Below are 17547 nucleotides of genomic sequence, written 5' to 3'. Positions count from 1 at the left end.
GCATCCGCACATCGTCCCTATAATGCGCCACTATTTCGCCCTCTCCGTTCAAGGAAGAACCGCTCATGCGTCACTGTTTGCTGCCGCTCTTGCTGATCGCCGCTGTTGTGCAACTCAGCGGCTGCGGGGCCTATCGCAATTACGATCTGGAACTGGAACAGACCACGCAGCAATTCAAGGCGGGCAATATCGACGGTTCGCTCGCCCTGATCGAGGCGCATAACCCCGGCGAAGACAAGGATTTGCTCTATTACTTCGAGAAGGGCTCGGTGCTGAGCGCTGGCGGTGACCTGCCGCAGAGCCAGGTCGCGTGGCGCAGCGCCGAACAGATGATCATTGCGCGCCAGGACACGATCCAGACGGCCACCGATAAATGGCTGGCCACGGTGGGCAATCAACTGGGCAGCATCATCAACGACAAACTGCGGCGCTACGATGGCTACGATTACGAAAAAGTCATGCTGACCACGCAGATGGCCCTGAACCAGTTGGCGCTCAATGACTTCGACGGTGCCCGTGCCGACATCAGGAAAACCCACGAACGGGAAGACTTGATCGCTCGGCAACGAGAACTGGAATACGAGCGCATCGAGGAAGCGGCCAAGGCTCAGGGCGCGCAGGTGCATTACAAGGATCTGCAAGGCTACCCGGTGGTCATGCTCGAATCCCCCGCCGTGATGGCTCTGAAAAACGGTTATCAAAGTGCGTTCAGCCACTATCTCGCCGGCTTCACCTATGAAGCCCTGGGAGAGAAGGATCTCGCCGCGCCGGGTTATCGTCATGCCATCGAATTGCGCCCGGACATGGCGATTTTTCAGCAGGCCCTGCACGACCTCGACAATCCCGGGCTCAAGGCCGATGAAAGCGATGTACTGATCATCGTGCAAAGTGGCCTCGCGCCGGGCCGCAGCTCAGTCCGCGTACCCTACCCGGTCCGACTGAAGGACGGGCAGGTGATCGTTGCCAATATCTCGTTTCCGGTGATGGTGCCGGACGTCTCCATGCCCTCCTTCGACTACATCAGCGTCGATGGCCGGCAGAAGAAACTCATCGAGGTCAACAGCATCACCAACATGTCCCTGCGCACCTTGCGTGATGACATGCCCGGCATTATCCAGCGCACCACCTACCGGGCGTTTCTCGCGGCCGATGTGCAAGGCACGGACAACCGGCGTAATCCGGACAAGGCATCCTACGTGACCCAGTGGGACACCTTCGAGCAAGCCGACACGCGCATCTGGCGCACGCTGCCCGATCTGACCCAGGTGGTGCGCCTGCGCCTGAAAAAGGGCGAGCACCTGATCAGCCTGTCCAACCCGACGGGCGGAACACCGCTGAAAGTGCGCATCGAAAAAAACCGCCAGGTCATCAACCTGCGGGCGCTGGGTAACCGGATTTTCGCCAATGGCAGTGCCTTCCAGCCCTCCGGCGCGCCGGCCCACGGCGTGGTATCGAACCTGAAATAAGTACTGGCACCTCAAAAATCAGTGCAATTAAAAAGCTATTACATGGCCATCATCCCGCGCTTATAATGCGCCGCCCTCGCGGTTGCGAAGCGGCAACAAAGCTCCTCGGGTAACGAGGAATTGGCAGGAGGCCAGTGCCACTGTCGATGGGTCCCATCAGCCCGACCAGCACACGCGGCTGCACTAATAAGCTCTCAGGGAAGAAGTACCCCCATGGCATTCCGCGCTCCCACTCTGATCGCGCTCAGCGCCGTCACTCTGCTGTCCGGCTGTTCGGCATTTCGCAATTACGACTCCGAGCTGGCCCAGACCAACCAGCAACTGGCCACCGGTAATGTCGACGCCGCGCTGACCTTGCTGGAAAAGAACAACACCGGCACCGACAAAGACCTGCTCTATTATTTCGAGAAAGGTGAGTTGCTGCGTGCCAAGGGCGATCTGTCCGGCAGCCAGAACGCCTGGACCAGCGCTGATCAGGTGGTCGGTCAGTGGGAAGATTCGGTCAAGCTCGACACCGGCAAGTACCTGGCCCAGTTCGGCAGCTTCATCGTCAACGACAAGGTGCGTCGATACGAAGGCTACGACTACGAAAAAGTCATGCTGACCACGCAGATGGCCCTGAACCTGCTGGCGGTCAATGACTTCGACGGCGCCCGCACCGCGATCAAGCGCACCCACGAGCGTGAAGCGGTGATCGCCGACCTGCGTGACAAGGAGTACCTCAAGAGCGAGGAAGAGGCCGAGAAAGAAGGCATCAAGACTCAGTACAAGGATCTGCAAGGCTACCCGGTCGCCAGTCTCGACGCGCCGGAAGTGGTCGGACTGAAAAACAGCTACCAGAGTGCGTTCAGCCATTACCTGGCCGGTTTCGTTTATGAAGCCCTGGGTGAGAAAGACCTCGCTGCACCGGGCTACCGCAAGGCCGCCGAACTGCGCCCGAACACGCCACTGCTCGAGCAGGCGCTGGTCAACCTCGACAAACCGGTCAAGAGCGACGACAGCGACATCCTGATCGTCGTGCAAAGCGGCCTGGCGCCCGCCCGTGACTCGATTCGCGTGCCGCTGCCATTGCCGATTTCCAACAATGTGGTCATTACCCCGTTGTCGTTCCCGATCATCAAACCGGACACCACCACCGCGCCATTCGCGCAGATCGGTGTCGATGGCCAGCAGGTCGACCTGACTGCCCTCAACAGCATCACCGCCATGTCCCGCCGCGCCCTGCGTGACGATATGCCGGGGATCATCCTGCGCACCACCGTGCGCGCGATCACCAAAGGCGTAGCGCAAAAGCAGATCAACGAAACCAACCCGCTTGCCGGTCTGGCCGTGGGTATTTCTTCAGCTGTGCTTGAAGGTGCCGATACCCGTACATGGCGGACCCTGCCGGACAACACCCAAGTGGTGCGTCTGCGCTTGAAGAAAGGCGAACACCAAGTCACTCTGCCGAGCGCCGTGGGCGGTTCGGTGGTCAAGATCACTGTCGACCAGCGGTATCAGGTGATCAGCCTGCGCGCGGTGGGCAACCAGGTGTTTGCCGGCGGTCTCGCCGCCCATGTCGTCCCGAGTGCCGGCGCGACCAATGTCGCCAGCCTCAAACAACCTTAAGAACGGAGTCTTTGCATGCGCTTCAAACTCATCGCCGTCGCCGCCCTCGCCTTGCTGGCGAGCGGCTGCGCCACCCCGCCACCACCGGAGCCGGGCAGCGCCGCGAGCAAGGTCGTGGCCATGGGCAAACTGAAGAACATCGTGGTCGGCGCCATGCGCGTCGCCCGGGAAAACGGCTTCCTGACCGTCAATGCGCAGCTGAGCAACACCAGCTACAACAACAAGACGTTCTACTACCGTTTCGCCTGGCTCGGCCCTGAAGGTTTCCCGGTCGCTGAAGAAGAAGTCTGGAAAAGCCAAATGATGTACGGCGAGCAGACCAGCTTCATCCAGGCCATCGCCCCGACCGCCAAAGCCGTGGATTTCCGTCTGGAAATCAAGACGCCTTAAGCCCGACACCCTATTTCAGTTCTAGAGAGCACTCCCATGTTTGTACGCTTTTCCTGCATCGCCGTCCTCGCCCTGCTGGCCTCCGGTTGCGCCAACACTTCGCCGACCCTGGGCAGCAAGAACATCAGCTACGGCGACACCAAGGCCGTTGAAACAGTGACCAACGAGTTCGGTTCCACCGACCTGCAAATGATCGCCGAGTCGATGACCCGCTCGATGGCCCAGTCCGGCATCCTGCAAGGTCGCCCGGTGGTTCAGGTTTACGATGTGAAGAACAAGACCAGCGAGTACATCGATACCCGCGAAATCACCACCAGCATCAAGACCCAGCTGATGAAGACCGGTGTGGCCCGCTTCGCCAGCGACAACACGGCAATGCAGAGCCAGGTTGACCAGTTGAAGCTGCAAAACCAGAGTGGTCTGTACAAGAAGAGCACTGTGGCCAAGACTGGCAACATGATCGCTGCCAAATACCGCCTTGAAGGTTCGATCAGCTCGATCGTCAAGCGCAGCAGCGATTACAAGGATGTCTTCTACAAATTCAGCCTGCAACTGATCGACGTTGAAAGCGGTCTGGCCGAGTGGATGGACGAAAAAGAGATTCGCAAAACCACGGAGCGTTAATCGATGCGCGCATGGATTGGCATGATGGCCCTGGCTTGCGCGTTCAGCGTGCAAGCGGCCCCGAAAGTCGCGGTGACGGATCTGGCGTATCAGGAGCGTGTGGAGCAATACATCCATATCGTTTCGGCGCAGAACAATTATCGCGAGGGTTACTACAGCTCCAGCGGCTCGTCGAATTACAACGAGTACGAAGCGAACACCAGCTACATCGAGCAGGCCGAGTTGCGTAAATTCACCGGTGATATCAAAGGTGAAATGCTGCGCACCGGCATGTTCCAGCTGGTGCAGGGCACGCCGTACACGGCGGCGTCCAAGGGTGACATTTACGATGTGATCAAACGCATCAAGGCCGGCAACTTCAAGGGCGCCGACTATGTACTGTTCGGAACGGTGTCGGACATCGATTTCACCCAGGACATCAACGAACTGGCCAACACCGACAGCTATTCGGCGGTGCTGGGCCTGACGCTGGTGGCGGATTTCAGCCTGATCAACACCAAGACCTACGAAATCACCTCGGCCTTCACGGCGATGGGCGAAGCGCAGGACACCAAACTGGTGAACCACCGCGACATCAAGATCTCGCTGAACCGCCCACGGGTGGTGCGTGACGTCTCGAAGGCGCTGGGTGAGGACGTGGCCGGGCAACTGAGCATGCAACTCGGCGGTGGCGGCTACGATCAGCCGCGCCAGGCACCGCAGCGCAACAACCTGCCGCCTGATACGGCGCCAGTGATCTTGCGCTGAGTCGGGAGAAATAAAAAAGGCGACCTCACAGGGTCGCCTTTTTTGTGCCTGCGCGCTTTACGCCGCAGCTTTACGCAACGTCGCCATAAACGCCGCCGCACCAATGAACAGCCCGGCAAACGCGCGATTCATGCGCTTCTGTTGCTGCGGTGTGCGCAGCAGGCGCAACACCTTCGACGCCAGACCGGTATAGCCCGCCATCACGATCAGATCAACGCAGATCATGGTCGCACCAATCACCACGTATTGAATCAGCAGCGGGGCATGGGGATTGATGAACTGCGGCAGTACCGCCAGCATGAACACCAGAGCCTTTGGGTTGCTGATATTCACCAGAAAACCACGGAACACCAGCGCCAGCGGCTTGCCGATCGGCCGCACTGCCGCGTCATCGCTCATGTCCATGGGTTGCGCGCGCCATTGCTTGATAGCCAGATATACGAGATACGCCACACCAAACCACTTGATCGCATGGAACGCGGTGGCCGAGGCGGTCAGGATCGCGCCGACACCGGCGCCGACAATCGCAATCTGCACCGCCAGGCCGATCTGCAGACCGAGGGCGTTCCAGTAACCGCGCCAGAAACCGTATTGCAGACCACTGGACATCGACGCAATGGCGCCGGCGCCCGGTGAAAGACTGATCACCCAGCAGGCGGCAAAAAACGCCAGCCATGTTTGAAGCTCCATCGCACACCTCGACTCATGCTCGTGACAAATGCATAAGCTAATGCGGGTTTGAATGGATGACTACCGATTTTTTGCCGGAAGCTGCAGGCGCTGCTGAGAGCCTCTTCGCGAGCAAGCCCGCTCCCACAGGGAAATGCATTCCAAAATGTGGGAGCGGGCTTGCTCGCGAAGGCGTCAGAACAGACGCCGCAGACATTACTTTTCGAAACCACTCGACGGAAACACATCCGTCCCACGCCAACGTCGCACCGAGCGCTGGAAGAACAGACTGTTCGGCACCTGCACCATCGCGCTGCCGGTGCCCAACTCCTCCGCCTCGATCAACGTCGTATAGAGCAGATTGATCGCCACCACCCGACCTTTGACGCCTGGCTTGTCGGTGGTGTCGACCAACTCGACCACGTCACCCAGACGGAACGGTCCAACGGTGAAAATCAGAATCGCGCAAAGCAGGTTCGACAGCACACTCCACATCGCAAAGAACGCCACCGCCGCCACCGCGACGAACCCCGACAGCGCCGTCCACAGCACCGTGGCCGAGACGCCAAGGCGCTCCAGCACAAAGATCAGCGCGCTGCCCATGATCAACCAGCGCAACACGCCACGCAGCGGCATCAGTAGCTGCGGCGGAAAGGGATAGCGCTCGCCCAGACGCGTCAGGCCTTTGGCAACGAAACGCTGAGCAACATAGCCGGCCAGGAGGATCAGCAGAATCTGCACGGCAAACCACACCGGCTCGACCCAGACGGCGGGCAGCGGCAGCTTGAAGGCTTCCATCAGGACAGCGCCTCCAGCTCCGCCTGCATGCTTTCCAGCGTCTCCAGAGCTTCCATCCACGCCTCTTCCAGCTCGGCTTCCCGAACCTTCAGCCTGGCCTGCTCGGCGAGCAGGTCACGCAGTTCGTTCTTGCGCGCCGGCTCATAGATGTCACTGTCACCGAGGCTGGCATCGACCTTGGCGAGTTTCTCGTGCAGCTTGCCCAGTTCGGCTTCGAGCTTGTCGGCTTCACGCTTGTGCGGTGCCAGTTGCTGACGCAAGGCAGCTGCAGCCTGACGCTGGGCCTTCTTGTCGGTCTTGTCCGGATTCACCGGAGTGTTGCTGACCGGCGCGTTGCGCTGGCGGTATTCCACCAGCCAGCGTGCGTAGTCTTCGAGGTCGCCATCGAACTCTTCGACCTTGCCATCAGCGACCAGATAGAAGTTGTCGGTAGTGCTCTTGAGCAAGTGCCGGTCGTGAGAAACCACCAGTACCGCGCCGCTGAACTCCTGCAGCGCCATGGTCAGCGCCAGGCGCATTTCCAGGTCGAGGTGGTTGGTCGGTTCGTCGAGCAGCAGCAGGTTCGGGCGTTCCCAGGCGATCAGGGCCAGCGCCAGACGCGCCTTTTCGCCGCCGGAGAAATTCAGCACCGGTTCGTCGATGCGCGCGCCACGGAAGTCGAAACCACCGAGGAAGTCGCGCAGGGTCTGCTCGCGCTCGGTCGGCGCCAGACGCTGCAGATGCAGCAACGGGCTGGCCTTGGAATCCAGCGAGTCGAGCTGATGCTGGGCGAAGTAGCCGACCACGGTGTTCTCGCCACGGGTCAGGCGCCCGGCAATCGGTGACAGCTCGCCGGCGAGGTTCTTGATCAGCGTCGATTTACCCGCACCGTTCGGCCCCAGCAAGCCGATCCGCGCGCCTGGGGTCAGTTGCAGCTTGACCTTCTCCAGGATGGTTTTGTCGCCGTAACCCAGACGCGCATCGGACAGGTCGATCAGCGGGCTGGAAATCTTCGTCGACTCACGGAAGACGAAATCGAATGGCGAGTCGACGTGAGCCGCCGACAGCTCTTCCATGCGTTCCAGCGCCTTGATCCGGCTCTGCGCCTGACGGGCCTTGGTCGCTTGCGCCTTGAAGCGGGCGATGTAGCTTTCCATGTGCGCACGCTGCGCCTGCTGCTTTTCGTAGGCCTGTTGCTGCTGGGCCAGACGTTCGGCACGGGCGCGTTCGAACGCGGTGTAGCCGCCACGGTAGAGGGTCAGTTTGCGCTGATCGACGTGAGCCACGTGATCGACGACTTCATCGAGGAAATCGCGGTCGTGGGAAATCAGCAGCAAAGTGCCCGGATAGCTTTTCAGCCACTCTTCGAGCCAGATGATGGCGTCGAGGTCCAAGTGGTTGGTGGGTTCGTCGAGCAGCAGCAGATCCGATGGGCACATCAATGCCTGCGCCAGGTTCAGACGCATCCGCCAACCACCGGAGAAATCGCCTACCTGACGGTCCATCTGCTCATTGGTGAAGCCGAGACCGGCCAGCAGTTTGCGTGCACGCGCGTCGGCGGTGTAACCGTCGGCACTATCGAGCTCAGCGTGCAGCCGGGCCAGCGCAACGCCGTCGTGGGCCTCTTCGGCCACGGCGAGGTCACGCTGAACCTCACGCAGGCGCAGGTCACCGTCGAGCACATAGTCGACCGCCAGACGCTCGAGGGTGTCGACCTCCTGGCGCATGTGCGCGATGCGCCAGTCGGCCGGCAGCAGGCAATCGCCCGAGTCCGGGTGCAACTCGCCGCGCAGCAAGGCGAACAGGCTGGATTTGCCGGCGCCGTTGGCACCGATGAGGCCGGCTTTGTGGCCGGCGTGCAGGGTCAGCTCGGCGTCTTCTAGCAGACGTTGCGGGCCACGCTGTAAAGTCAGGTTCTGAAGTCGGATCATAATGGCGGCGGAGTCTACCAGCTTCGCTCACAACTGGCGCGAGTAGCACGATGTCCTCTGACCTGTGGAGTTTTTCCCTTGCCACCTACGCCCGTCCGGGCGTGGAAGACGCCTGCCTGCAACTGCAGACGGCGGGCGCCAATGTGTGCCTGCTGTTGTGCGGTTTATGGCTGGAACAACGCGCAGTACCTTGCGATGAACAGCGCCTGGAGGTGCTTCAGGCACTGACCGGGCCTTGGGATCGCGAGGTGGTGCAGCCGTTGCGAACCCTGCGCATGCAATGGAAAGCGCGGGCGATGGATGATGCGGTGTTGAAAGGCATGCGCGAGCAGATCAAGTCACTCGAGCTGGAGGCTGAGCGAGCATTGCTGTCAAGACTGGAAGGGGTAGCGCAGGCGTGGACGCGAAACGAAACAGGCTCAATGACCTGGCTTGAGGGATTGGCCGGCGCTGCGGCCAGCCCGAACCGCGACGCGCTGCAAGTGCTGCGCGTCGCGGCTACCGGCACTTAGGAAGCGCTGGTTGGGTTGTTGCTGACACTCGACGCGGCGGCTGGCGATGGCGCAGTCGAAGGGGTCGAGGCAGTGGCGGCTGGCGCAGGTGCGGCCGGGGTTGCCGAAGCGGCAGGCTTGGCAGCTGCAGGGGTTGCCGGTTTGGCGGCTGGTTTGGCAGCGGCTGGCTTTTTCGCGGCAGGTTTTGCTGCGGGTTTAGCAGCCGGTTTTGCCGCAGCAGGCTTGGCAGCAGTGGTCGCTGGTTTAGCAGCGGCAGCCGGTTTCGCGGCAGGCTTGGCTGCCGGCTTGGCGACGGCTTTCACGGCAGGTTTGGCAGCAGGCCTGGCGGCCGGTTTCGCCGCCGCTTTCGCAGCAGGTTTGGCTGCAGCCGGTTTTGCGGCTGGTTTGGCAGCGGCGGTTTTGGCAGCAGGTTTTGCTGCAGCTTTTACAGCGGGTTTGGCGGCGGCGGTTTTCGCTGGCGCAGCTTTGGCAGCAGAAGATTTAGCGGCTGGCTTGGCGGCAGCAGGTTTTGCTGCGGTTTTTGCAGCCGGTTTGGCCGCCGCTTTTACCGGTGCTTTTGCAGCCGGTTTGGCAGCGGTTTTAGCAGCAGGCTTAGCCGCAGCAGTCTTCGCTGGAGCCTTCGCCGCAGCAGGTTTGGCCGCAGTTTTCTTCGCCGGGGCCGCTGCCGGTTTGGCCGCGCGGGTGGACAACACTTTGCCCACGGCTTCTTGAACACGACCCACGCCCTGAGCCAGTTTCAGGCTTTCCTGAGCATCGCGCTTGAGTTGCAGAATGTAGCTGCGAGTGTCGGACTGACGCTCTTTCAGCGCATCGAGCAGGTCTTCCAGTTCTTTCACTGCGTTCTTGGCTTTGGACTGCGCCTTGGCTTTACCGGCGCTCGCTGCGTCCTGCAATTTGGTGCGGGATTTGTGCAGTTTTTCTTGCGCCTTGCCGCGTTGCTTTTCCAGTTTGGCGAGCAGTTTTTCAGCATCAGCCAAGGCTTGGGAGCAAGCGTTTTCCAGATGTTCGAGCAAGCTGCCCGAGAGTTGTTGGAGTAAGTGCAACGGAGTGTTTACAGGCTTCTTGGTGGCCGACATGGTTTACCTCCTGACTGACGTGAGTGCGGCTCATACTAGACCTCTGCTGCTACCGCCGCTAGGTCATCTTGACAGTATCGAAACCGTTGCGTTGCAAGGAGGTGAAAATGTTCTTCAACACTGTGAAAGCAGTTCACCGTTGCAGGGGCTCGCGCTGGCATAATCCACCGCATCTCAGGACGGAGAGTGCCCATGTCGCGCTACCTTTTTTTATCCCTCTGCATGATTTTTTCTGCGGCCAACGCTGACGAAAAAACCACGGCAAATGATGCTCACGATCTGGCCTACAGCCTCGGTGCCAGCCTGGGTGAAAGGCTGCGTCAGGAAGTCCCGCAATTGCAGATTCAGGCATTGATTGAAGGACTGCAGCAGGCGTATCAAGGCAAGCCACTGGCACTGAGTGAGGCGCGGATCGAACAGATTCTGGCCGATCATGAAGCACAAAATGCCGAGCACTCTGCACAGCCCTCAAGCGATGCCGCGATGGACATCGAGCAACGTTTTCTCACCGCCGAAAAAGCCAAACCCGGTGTGAAGGAACTGGCCGATGGCATCCTGCTTACCGAGTTGACACCCGGCACCGGAGCCAAGGCCGGACCTGACGGCAAAGTGCAGGTTTTGTACATCGGTCGCTTGCCGGACGGCACCGTGTTCGATCAGAACACTCAGCCGCAATGGTTCAACCTCGACAGCGTCATTGCCGGCTGGCGCACCGCGTTGCAAAACATGCCGGTGGGTGCGAAATGGCGACTGGTGATTCCATCGGATCAGGCTTACGGCGCGGACGGTGCGGGTGACTTGATCGCACCGTTCACACCGCTGGTGTTCGAGGTCGAATTGCGTGGCGCGACGAGTTGATCAGGCATAAAAAACGGCGCGCCCTGGGCGCACCGTTTTTTATTGAAGGAAAGATTCAGGCCTGAACCGGATCTTCTTCCTTGTGTGCTGTATGCAGCACTTCGATAAGGCAGTCTTCGAGCTCAAAGCGCTCGTGCAGCAGGCCACCGAGTTCCTTGAACTTCTCGGCAACGCACTTGCCTTCGTCGCAAAGGTCATTGAACGCGAGCAGCTTCTCGGTGATCACGTCGATGCGCGGGTAGATCGTTTCGGCAAGCTCAAGACCACGCTTGTCGTTGAACGCCTTGGCTTCGCCCGTCAGCTGTTCGTAGATTTCGAAGTGCCCGGCCGAGACGTAATCGACCAGCACGCCGCAGAATTCCTGCAAGGGCTTGCGACTCTCGGACAGCGACTCAGGCTGCGCACCGAGATTGTCGTAGGCACCGATCAGATCTTCACGCTCCTGCAACCAGCGGTCGATCAACAGATGAACCCCACCCCAACGTTCCTGAGCATTCTGACAACTTTCGAGCATGGCGATCTCTCTTCCCTTGTGGGTCATGCTGCTCTACACCCGCGCCCCTCTTCTGGTCTGAACTGGGAGGGCGGCCGGGCAGAGCGTCATCGAGCAACATAAATCCAATGACACGTGCGGGCCAGATTATGCCCGCACGCCTATGGCTTCAAGGTACGCAGGAGACAAAGTTCATACAAGTGTTTAATCCCTCACCAGCCTGCGGTGCGACGCTTCGCCGCTGAGCGGTCGCTGCAGAGCGTTCCAGACCATCCGCGTCAGTTGAAAAAACGCCAGCATCGACACTGCCATGAAGAACAGCAGGCTCCACTCCGGGACGCTCAAATCAAACAGCGTCCAGGAGATTTCCGCGCAATCGGCACCGCCGCTGAGCATCCGCACCGTGGCACATACCCACGGCATACTGCCGAACAGCTTCTCCGGATCGGGCGAACAATTGACCAGTTGCAGCATCTGGTCGCTTTGCATCAGCACCTGCCGCCACGCCGCGACCGTGCCGCCGAGGCTCGCGCAAAAGGCGAGCACCCAGTAGAACGAAAGACCGCCGCGCTTGGGCCCATGCACCGCCGCGAGGCCGCAGCAGATCGTCAGCAGGGTCATGAAGAACCGCTGCACCAGGCACAGGCTGCACGGCACCAGACCCACCGCATATTCAAGGTAATAGGAAGCTCCCAGGGCGATGGCCCCCGCGGTGAAAGCCATGAAAAACAAGGAGCGTGAGCAGGCCAACGACATGGCTAATCCGTAACAGTGGAGACAGGCTGTTACGGTAGAGGAAAGCGCGCCGGCCTTTCAAGGCAAGGCACTGCCGACACTTCACCAGATGTGTAGGGAAAACCCGACAGGTATGAGAGGAAACGATGTAGGACGTTGTAGGATTTTGCCTAGGAGGCTTGTAGACGGGGATTTTTCCGTCATCAGGTGAAGCGAGGGAGCACGCTCCCTCGAGACTTCAGACCCGCGCCGGCACGGGCAACGGTGCGGCGAGCAAACGTTCGTCCAGCAGGCCGAGACCTTCCTGGAACAAATGATTGCTGCGTTCGGTATCGCCGAGCTGAGCGAGCAGTCGTGCCAGTTCTGCACAGGCCTCCGGGTTGCGCTGCAAACGCAGGCTGCTTTCCAGATAATCCCGCGCCTTGCCCCACAAACTGGTCTGCAGACACAAACGGCCCAATGTCAGCAGCAGGCCAGGATCGCCCGGGTGCTCCTTGAGCCAGCCTTCGGCGGTTTGCAGTTGGCGCGCCGGGTCACTGCCGCGCACCAGCCCGTACAGGCGGGCCAGATGGCTGTCGTACTTGCGCTTGAGGGCGGTGCGCAGGATTTCCTCCGCTTCAACCTGAGCGCCCAGTTGACGCAGCTGTTCAGCATACGCAAGCACCAGCGCAGGTTCCTGACGCTGCGCTGAAGTGAGCTGTTCCCAGGCGCGCTTGAGCGACTGCAGGCCGACCGCGCTGTCTTCCTCGCGATGCGCCGCCAGCGACAGGTTTTCACCCCAGGCCCGACGTTCCAGTTCAGTCAGTTCGGCAGGCGGCAGGACCTTGTCCTTGCGCAGCTCGGGCAGCAGACGAATCACCTGCGACCACTCACCGCGCTGCTGAAAAAGACGCTGCAGCTGGCGCAGCGTCTGCGCATTATGCGGATGGCGTTCGTGCATCGCCTGCAGCGTGACCAGTGCGCCGTCGGTGTCACCACGGTCGGTCTGCAACTGCGCATGGTTCAGGGCAATCGCCAGCTCCGCCTGAGGCTGACGCTCGAGTGCTCGTTCAAGCAGTCGATCACACTCTTCGTAATGACCTTGCTCGTTGGCCGCGCGCGCCGCACCGAGGTAGTACAGCAGCGGTTGACGCTCCGCTTCGGCGGCGCGAGAGAGATGACGTTGAGCGCTGGCCCAGCGACCTTCAGCCAGATCGAGCTGACCGTGTTCGATGGCCACCTGCACACGACGGCTGCGGTTGCGCCGTGACCAGGGATTGACCACGCCACTGGAGGCCATGACCAACTCGACCAGCGCCTTGACGCCCCAGATCAACAGCCACAACACGGCGATCACCGCCAGGGTCGCCCACAGGCTCGATTCGTAGCGGAAGCTCTTGTAAGCCACCAGCACGTAACCGGAATGTTCGGCAATCGCCAGGCCCAGCGCGGCGGTCGCGGCGATCACCAGAAACACGATTACATACAGGCGTTTCATGGCGTGGCCTCCTGCGCGGTGCTGGTGGACGGCTTGGCGAAGGGTTTCACCGACTCCTCAGCGTTGACATTGCGCCGCTCGAGATAAGCCTGCACCGCGCTGAGCGTCCCGGCCAGGTCCGGGATGTTGACCGTGACCGGTTCCTTGCTCAGCTCGCCGACCTGCTCAAGCATCACTTTGCTCTGCGGGTTATCGGGATTGAAGTTGCCTTTGAGCACATCACGGGCCTCGGCCAGCGCCTGGGTGTAGACCGCCGCCTGACCATTCAATGCCGCCCACTGCGCCTGCTCCAGCGCCAGACTCAGGGCCAGGCGGACCTGGCTCAGGCTCTGCCCGGCGAGCAATGGGCGGACATTGTCATCGGCGTTGAAATCAATGCGGATATAGCGGGAAACCTGATCCCACCACTGCGCCCACCGACCGGCGCCGTCACCATCAGCCGTCAAGCCGAGCAGCGATTCACCGCGGTCCTTGTATTCCGGCGCCAGCTCGGTCAGGCCGATGACCTGATCCCGCAGCGCGCCGATGCGCAGGAACAATCCGGTGCGATCCGGCTGCTCGGTGCTGCGCAGGGCGACCAGGGTTTTAGCCACTTGCTCGCGGGCGGCGAATGAACCGGGATCGTTCTGTTCGCGGAGAATTTCGTCAGCGCCCTGCACCAGCGCCTGGGCACTGCTGATGTCCTGCAAGGCCGAAAGACGCAGGCTGGCCAGGCGCAACAGGTGTTCGGCCTCGGCCAGACGCCAATCCTTGCGGCTGGCGCCAAGAACGGTTTCCAGACGCTGATTGAGGCGCTGCTGATCGCCTTGAAGCTGCGCCACCAGACGCTGGCGATCAGCGAGTTCGTCAGCACCCGGCAACTGCGCGAGGCGCTCGGTCAGGCGTTGCTCGTTGAGCTTCAGGCTCTGCGCCTGATCGTTCAACGCCTGTACCTGACCCGACTGCTGCGCGGTGTTGGCTTGCAGGTGCCGCACCTGCCAGACACCCCAACCACCCATGGCGACACCGGCAGCACCGAGCAACAGGGCGACGATGGCCAATCCATTGCCTCGGCGCGGCGCAGGGGCCGGCGGTGGAGTTTCAACCTGGGCATCAATCACAGGCTGGACGTCATCTTTGGGCAAGGCTGTTTCGCTCACGTATCCATCCTTTGCATTAGTAAACGGGCTGGGGATGCTCCCGCAGCGCCGTCAGCAAAGCCGCAGCACTCGCGCCACGGCAATCCACAACTATTTGAGCCCCGGCGGCGTGTGCCAGCTCGGCGACCCTTGGGCTTGGAACAAACAACGGCAACTGCGCTACCGCCGGCCAGGCATCGCCGGCCATCTGGCGCAGGTGCTCGAAACCCTGTCCACTGCTGACCACCAGCCCGTTCAAGCGTTCCGCTTTGATGCGCCGCGGCAGTTCACCTGGCGCATAAGCTGGCAAGTCGCGTCGATACAACTCCAGATACTCGACACTAGCACCTCGCTCACGCAGGCGCTCGGCAAGCAGCTCACGCCCACCCTCCCCGCGCAGGATCATCACCCGCGCGCCGGGCTGGCTGACCACCTGCCGCAGGCGCGGCAGTTGCAGCAACGCTTCGCTATCATCACCCTGCGCCGGGAAGCTCGCATCAAGGCCGCGTTCGAGCAGAATCTGCGCGGTCGCCGCGCCGACGCTGAACCATGGCGTCGCCGGCAGCGCCATCCCGCAGACATCCAGCCACTCGAGCGCGATACGTGCTGCCGGCTTGCTGACCACAATCACTGCGCTGCATTGCACCAGCTCGGCAAGCGAGCGACGGATTGTCGCCGAAACCGGCAGCGGAGCAATTTCCAAAAGCGGCAGGCAACTGCTGAAAACACCCTGCGCGGCCAACGTTTCGGCCAGCGCCGCACAGTCATCCGCGGGGCGTGTCAGCAGCAGGCGCCAGTCAGTCACTCGTGACCTGCCTCGCCATACACCGCCTTGAGAATGTCGTCGGCGCCCTGGCTGAGCAAGTCTTCAGCGACCTGCACGCCCAGCGCTTCGGCATCGCCGCGCGGTGCGCGGGCTTGAGCGCTGAGCAGCTTGCCACCGCTCGGCTCACCGACCAGACCGCGCAACCACAACTGCTCGCCTTCGAGCACGGCGTAGCAGGCGATTGGCACTTGGCAGCCGCCATTCAAATGTTTGTTGAGGGCACGTTCGGCAGTCACCCGAGACGAGGTATCGGCGTGATGCAGCGGTGCGAGCAAGGCATGAATTTCAGTATCGGCGCTGCGGCATTCGATGCCGACTGCGCCTTGGCCACCCGCCGGCAGGCTGTCGTCGACGCTGATCGCCGAGGTGATGCGGTCTTCGAAACCGAGGCGGATCAAACCGGCCGCCGCAAGGATGATCGCGTCGTACTCGCCGGCATCGAGTTTGGCCAGACGGGTGTTGACGTTGCCGCGCAGGAAACGGATTTGCAGATCAGGACGGCGCGTCAGCAACTGCGCCTGACGCCGCAGACTCGACGTGCCGACAATGGCGCCGGCGGGCAATGCATCGAGGCTCGCATAGGTATTGGAGACGAAGGCATCGCGCGGGTCTTCGCGCTCACAAATGCAGAACAGACCGAGGCCTTCAGGGAAGTCCATCGGCACGTCTTTCATCGAGTGCACGGCGATGTCGGCTTCGTTTTCCAGCAATGCGGTTTCCAGCTCTTTGACGAACAGGCCCTTGCCGCCGATCTTCGACAGAGGCGAATCGAGCAGCTTGTCGCCGCGACTGACCATGGGCACCAGCGTCACCAGCAGACCCGGATGGGCAGCCTCCAGACGGGCTTTGACGTATTCGGCCTGCCAGAGGGCCAGCGCACTTTTACGGGTGGCGATGCGGATTTCGCGAGAGGACATGGATCAATCCGTACTGAATAGATACGGCGGATAATAACAGCTCAGCCAAATCCACTTTGACTTGAATCAGAGTCGGCGCGGCCTCCCGGGCCTGCAATGCCCGGTGAAAAGAACTGTGAATCGCCGGAAAAGACCGGGTTACAGGCCCTGCATCATCTTGCGCACGCCGGCCACATGCCGACGGCTGACGATCAGCGCATCACCATTGAGCCCCTTGAGGAATAACTGGAAATGCCCCAGCGGCGTGCGTTGCAGACGTTCGATGCGGTCGCGGGCGACCAGGGCATTGCGGTGGATACGCACAAAGCGTTCGCCGAACTCGTCTTCAAGGGCTTTGAGCGGTTCGTCCAGCAACACTTCACCGGCCTCGTGGCGCAAGGTCACGTATTTGTGGTCAGCAATAAAATAGACCACCTGATCCAGCGGGATCAGCTCGATGCCTTTGCGGGTGCGGGCGCTGATGTGGCTGCGCGGGCCATTACCGCTTTCGGCAGCAGGACGGGTCAGGGCCGAGAGTTGCGCCCGGTTGGGACGTTCAGCCCGTTTCAGGGCGTCATGCAGATGTTCGGTTCGCACGGGTTTCACCACATAGCCCACGGCGCTGGCCTGCAGGGCTTCCACGGCAAATTCATCGGGACTGGTGCAAAACACCACAGCTGGCGGTGTCTCACGTTCGCACAGACGGGCAGCGACCTGCAGGCCATCCAGGCCAGGCATACGGATATCGAGCAGCACGATATCCGGCTTGTGGCTGTCGATCAGCGCCAACGCCTCTTCGCCATTCGTGGCGCTAGGCTCCAGGACTGTGTAACCCTCGAGTTCGCTCACCATTCGGCTGAGGCGCTCGCGAGCCAGTGGTTCGTCATCAACGATCAGGACATTCATATTGCGCTGGATTCCTGCGTGAGTCTCGCACAAGGATAGCGTAGACAGGTGAAGTGACGTCCGTCACCGCGATCCACGCTAAGACTAGCCCGAGCGCCAAAAAGTGCCGCACGTCGGCCAGCAATATTTGCCAGCGTTCGGGTCGTACCGCTCAAAGCCCGCTTTTTCCTGCGTTTCTCACCGGGTTTGCCGAAAGACAATCCACCCACTCCCCCTTCTTATAGTCGGCGCCCTTGCCTTTGCACGATCCGCAGTGGCGCCAACCCTTATGTCCAACTGTAGACGTTCGTCGGAACGATATTGCTCAATCGGAAAATATCCTTGCGCAAATCCTTCGGAGCCTGCGTCGACGCTGGACACGAACATGAGAAAAAACGTATCGACCGGTGTCAGCGACAGGATTGGCAACCCTGTTATTATCCGCGCCAGCGTTTCACG

General features: G+C 60.9%; 18 protein-coding genes. 7 read left to right on the top strand and 11 right to left on the bottom strand.

Annotation, left to right across the window (positions count from 1 at the left end):
* Positions 1–65 precede the first annotated feature (65 nt).
* The 5 genes from AACY19_RS11905 to AACY19_RS11885 all read left to right on the top strand — a co-directional run bounded on the left by AACY19_RS11905 (position 66) and on the right by AACY19_RS11885 (position 4835).
* Complete coding sequence (locus AACY19_RS11905; protein ID WP_339450422.1) at positions 66–1466, top strand: COG3014 family protein; 1401 nt, start codon at positions 66–68, stop codon at positions 1464–1466.
* Positions 1467–1679: 213 nt separating this feature from the next.
* Complete coding sequence (locus tag AACY19_RS11900; protein WP_339450421.1) at positions 1680–3074, top strand: COG3014 family protein; 1395 nt, start codon at positions 1680–1682, stop codon at positions 3072–3074.
* Between the two features lie 15 nt (positions 3075–3089).
* Positions 3090–3464, top strand: coding sequence for a YcfL family protein (locus AACY19_RS11895; RefSeq protein WP_339450420.1), 375 nt, complete (start codon positions 3090–3092; stop codon positions 3462–3464).
* 36 nt (positions 3465–3500) lie between these two features.
* Positions 3501–4088 carry a penicillin-binding protein activator LpoB gene (gene lpoB, locus AACY19_RS11890; protein WP_339450419.1) on the top strand — a complete coding sequence of 196 codons (588 nt, stop codon included), beginning with the start codon at positions 3501–3503 and terminating at the stop codon, positions 4086–4088.
* Positions 4089–4091: 3 nt separating this feature from the next.
* Positions 4092–4835, top strand: coding sequence for a penicillin-binding protein activator LpoB (locus AACY19_RS11885; protein ID WP_339450418.1), 744 nt, complete (start codon positions 4092–4094; stop codon positions 4833–4835).
* A gap of 57 nt (positions 4836–4892) precedes the next feature.
* Here AACY19_RS11885 and AACY19_RS11880 read toward each other — a convergent pair whose 3' ends face one another.
* The 3 genes from AACY19_RS11880 to AACY19_RS11870 all read right to left on the bottom strand — a co-directional run bounded on the left by AACY19_RS11880 (position 4893) and on the right by AACY19_RS11870 (position 8212).
* On the bottom strand, positions 4893–5525 hold the full coding sequence (locus AACY19_RS11880) for a LysE family transporter (RefSeq protein ID WP_158832113.1): 633 nt from the start codon (positions 5523–5525) through the stop codon (positions 4893–4895).
* A 195-nt stretch (positions 5526–5720) separates the two neighbouring features.
* Positions 5721–6302: a mechanosensitive ion channel family protein gene (locus tag AACY19_RS11875; RefSeq protein WP_339450417.1), complete on the bottom strand. Its 582-nt coding sequence runs from the start codon at positions 6300–6302 to the stop codon at positions 5721–5723.
* Positions 6302–8212: an ATP-binding cassette domain-containing protein gene (locus AACY19_RS11870; protein WP_339450416.1), complete on the bottom strand. Its 1911-nt coding sequence runs from the start codon at positions 8210–8212 to the stop codon at positions 6302–6304. Before AACY19_RS11870 ends, AACY19_RS11875 begins: the two co-directional genes overlap by 1 nt.
* A 50-nt stretch (positions 8213–8262) precedes the next feature.
* Here AACY19_RS11870 and AACY19_RS11865 point away from each other — a divergent pair, with 50 nt between their 5' ends.
* Entirely contained in the window at positions 8263–8724 is a 462-nt protein-coding gene (locus AACY19_RS11865; RefSeq protein WP_339450415.1) for a TIGR02444 family protein, read from the top strand.
* Here the strand turns inward: AACY19_RS11865 and AACY19_RS11860 are convergent.
* Positions 8721–9800 carry an AlgP family protein gene (locus tag AACY19_RS11860; protein WP_339450414.1) on the bottom strand — a complete coding sequence of 360 codons (1080 nt, stop codon included), beginning with the start codon at positions 9798–9800 and terminating at the stop codon, positions 8721–8723. The two genes, AACY19_RS11865 and AACY19_RS11860, sit on opposite strands and share 4 nt — an antisense overlap.
* 192 nt (positions 9801–9992) lie before the next feature.
* Between AACY19_RS11860 and AACY19_RS11855 the strand changes: the two genes are divergently transcribed.
* Positions 9993–10658 (top strand): FKBP-type peptidyl-prolyl cis-trans isomerase, encoded by a 666-nt coding sequence (locus tag AACY19_RS11855; RefSeq protein WP_339450413.1) that lies wholly within the window; start codon positions 9993–9995, stop codon positions 10656–10658.
* A gap of 55 nt (positions 10659–10713) precedes the next feature.
* On the opposite strand, the gene AACY19_RS11850 is transcribed toward AACY19_RS11855, so the two are convergent.
* From AACY19_RS11850 to AACY19_RS11820, 7 genes are all read right to left on the bottom strand, one after another.
* Complete coding sequence (locus AACY19_RS11850; RefSeq protein WP_053124949.1) at positions 10714–11172, bottom strand: Rsd/AlgQ family anti-sigma factor; 459 nt, start codon at positions 11170–11172, stop codon at positions 10714–10716.
* A 183-nt stretch (positions 11173–11355) separates the two neighbouring features.
* Entirely contained in the window at positions 11356–11907 is a 552-nt protein-coding gene (locus AACY19_RS11845) for a disulfide bond formation protein B (protein WP_339450412.1), read from the bottom strand.
* A gap of 217 nt (positions 11908–12124) precedes the next feature.
* Positions 12125–13363: a heme biosynthesis protein HemY gene (locus AACY19_RS11840; RefSeq protein ID WP_339450411.1), complete on the bottom strand. Its 1239-nt coding sequence runs from the start codon at positions 13361–13363 to the stop codon at positions 12125–12127.
* The gene (locus tag AACY19_RS11835; RefSeq protein ID WP_339450410.1) at positions 13360–14502 is read right to left on the bottom strand and encodes a uroporphyrinogen-III C-methyltransferase; all 1143 of its coding nucleotides are present in this window, start codon (positions 14500–14502) and stop codon (positions 13360–13362) included. Before AACY19_RS11835 ends, AACY19_RS11840 begins: the two co-directional genes overlap by 4 nt.
* Positions 14503–14518: 16 nt before the next feature.
* Positions 14519–15286 (bottom strand): uroporphyrinogen-III synthase, encoded by a 768-nt coding sequence (locus AACY19_RS11830; RefSeq protein ID WP_339450409.1) that lies wholly within the window; start codon positions 15284–15286, stop codon positions 14519–14521.
* A complete protein-coding gene (gene hemC / locus AACY19_RS11825) occupies positions 15283–16224 on the bottom strand; it encodes a hydroxymethylbilane synthase (RefSeq protein WP_339450408.1) in 942 nt (313 codons plus the stop codon). Before hemC ends, AACY19_RS11830 begins: the two co-directional genes overlap by 4 nt.
* A gap of 138 nt (positions 16225–16362) precedes the next feature.
* Positions 16363–17109, bottom strand: coding sequence for a LytR/AlgR family response regulator transcription factor (locus tag AACY19_RS11820; RefSeq protein WP_038359143.1), 747 nt, complete (start codon positions 17107–17109; stop codon positions 16363–16365).
* Positions 17110–17547: the final 438 nt, after the last annotated feature.

It is taken from the genome of Pseudomonas sp. EA_5y_Pfl2_R50 (assembly GCF_963970475.1).
GTDB lineage: Bacteria > Pseudomonadota > Gammaproteobacteria > Pseudomonadales > Pseudomonadaceae > Aquipseudomonas.
This window is presented reverse-complemented; position numbering and strand designations above follow the sequence as displayed.

Bases quoted from the DNA above. Each gene is read 5' to 3' on its own strand.
- AACY19_RS11905 (WP_339450422.1), top strand. From the start codon at position 66: ATGCGTCACTGTTTGCTGCCGCTCTTGCTGATCGCCGCTGTTGTGCAA.
- AACY19_RS11900 (WP_339450421.1), top strand. From the start codon at position 1,680: ATGGCATTCCGCGCTCCCACTCTGATCGCGCTCAGCGCCGTCACTCTG.
- AACY19_RS11895 (WP_339450420.1), top strand. From the start codon at position 3,090: ATGCGCTTCAAACTCATCGCCGTCGCCGCCCTCGCCTTGCTGGCGAGC.
- lpoB (WP_339450419.1), top strand. From the start codon at position 3,501: ATGTTTGTACGCTTTTCCTGCATCGCCGTCCTCGCCCTGCTGGCCTCC.
- AACY19_RS11885 (WP_339450418.1), top strand. From the start codon at position 4,092: ATGCGCGCATGGATTGGCATGATGGCCCTGGCTTGCGCGTTCAGCGTG.
- AACY19_RS11880 (WP_158832113.1), bottom strand. From the start codon at position 5,525: ATGGAGCTTCAAACATGGCTGGCGTTTTTTGCCGCCTGCTGGGTGATC.
- AACY19_RS11875 (WP_339450417.1), bottom strand. From the start codon at position 6,302: ATGGAAGCCTTCAAGCTGCCGCTGCCCGCCGTCTGGGTCGAGCCGGTG.
- AACY19_RS11870 (WP_339450416.1), bottom strand. From the start codon at position 8,212: ATGATCCGACTTCAGAACCTGACTTTACAGCGTGGCCCGCAACGTCTG.
- AACY19_RS11865 (WP_339450415.1), top strand. From the start codon at position 8,263: ATGTCCTCTGACCTGTGGAGTTTTTCCCTTGCCACCTACGCCCGTCCG.
- AACY19_RS11860 (WP_339450414.1), bottom strand. From the start codon at position 9,800: ATGTCGGCCACCAAGAAGCCTGTAAACACTCCGTTGCACTTACTCCAA.
- AACY19_RS11855 (WP_339450413.1), top strand. From the start codon at position 9,993: ATGTCGCGCTACCTTTTTTTATCCCTCTGCATGATTTTTTCTGCGGCC.
- AACY19_RS11850 (WP_053124949.1), bottom strand. From the start codon at position 11,172: ATGCTCGAAAGTTGTCAGAATGCTCAGGAACGTTGGGGTGGGGTTCAT.
- AACY19_RS11845 (WP_339450412.1), bottom strand. From the start codon at position 11,907: ATGTCGTTGGCCTGCTCACGCTCCTTGTTTTTCATGGCTTTCACCGCG.
- AACY19_RS11840 (WP_339450411.1), bottom strand. From the start codon at position 13,363: ATGAAACGCCTGTATGTAATCGTGTTTCTGGTGATCGCCGCGACCGCC.
- hemC (WP_339450408.1), bottom strand. From the start codon at position 16,224: ATGTCCTCTCGCGAAATCCGCATCGCCACCCGTAAAAGTGCGCTGGCC.
- AACY19_RS11820 (WP_038359143.1), bottom strand. From the start codon at position 17,109: ATGAATGTCCTGATCGTTGATGACGAACCACTGGCTCGCGAGCGCCTC.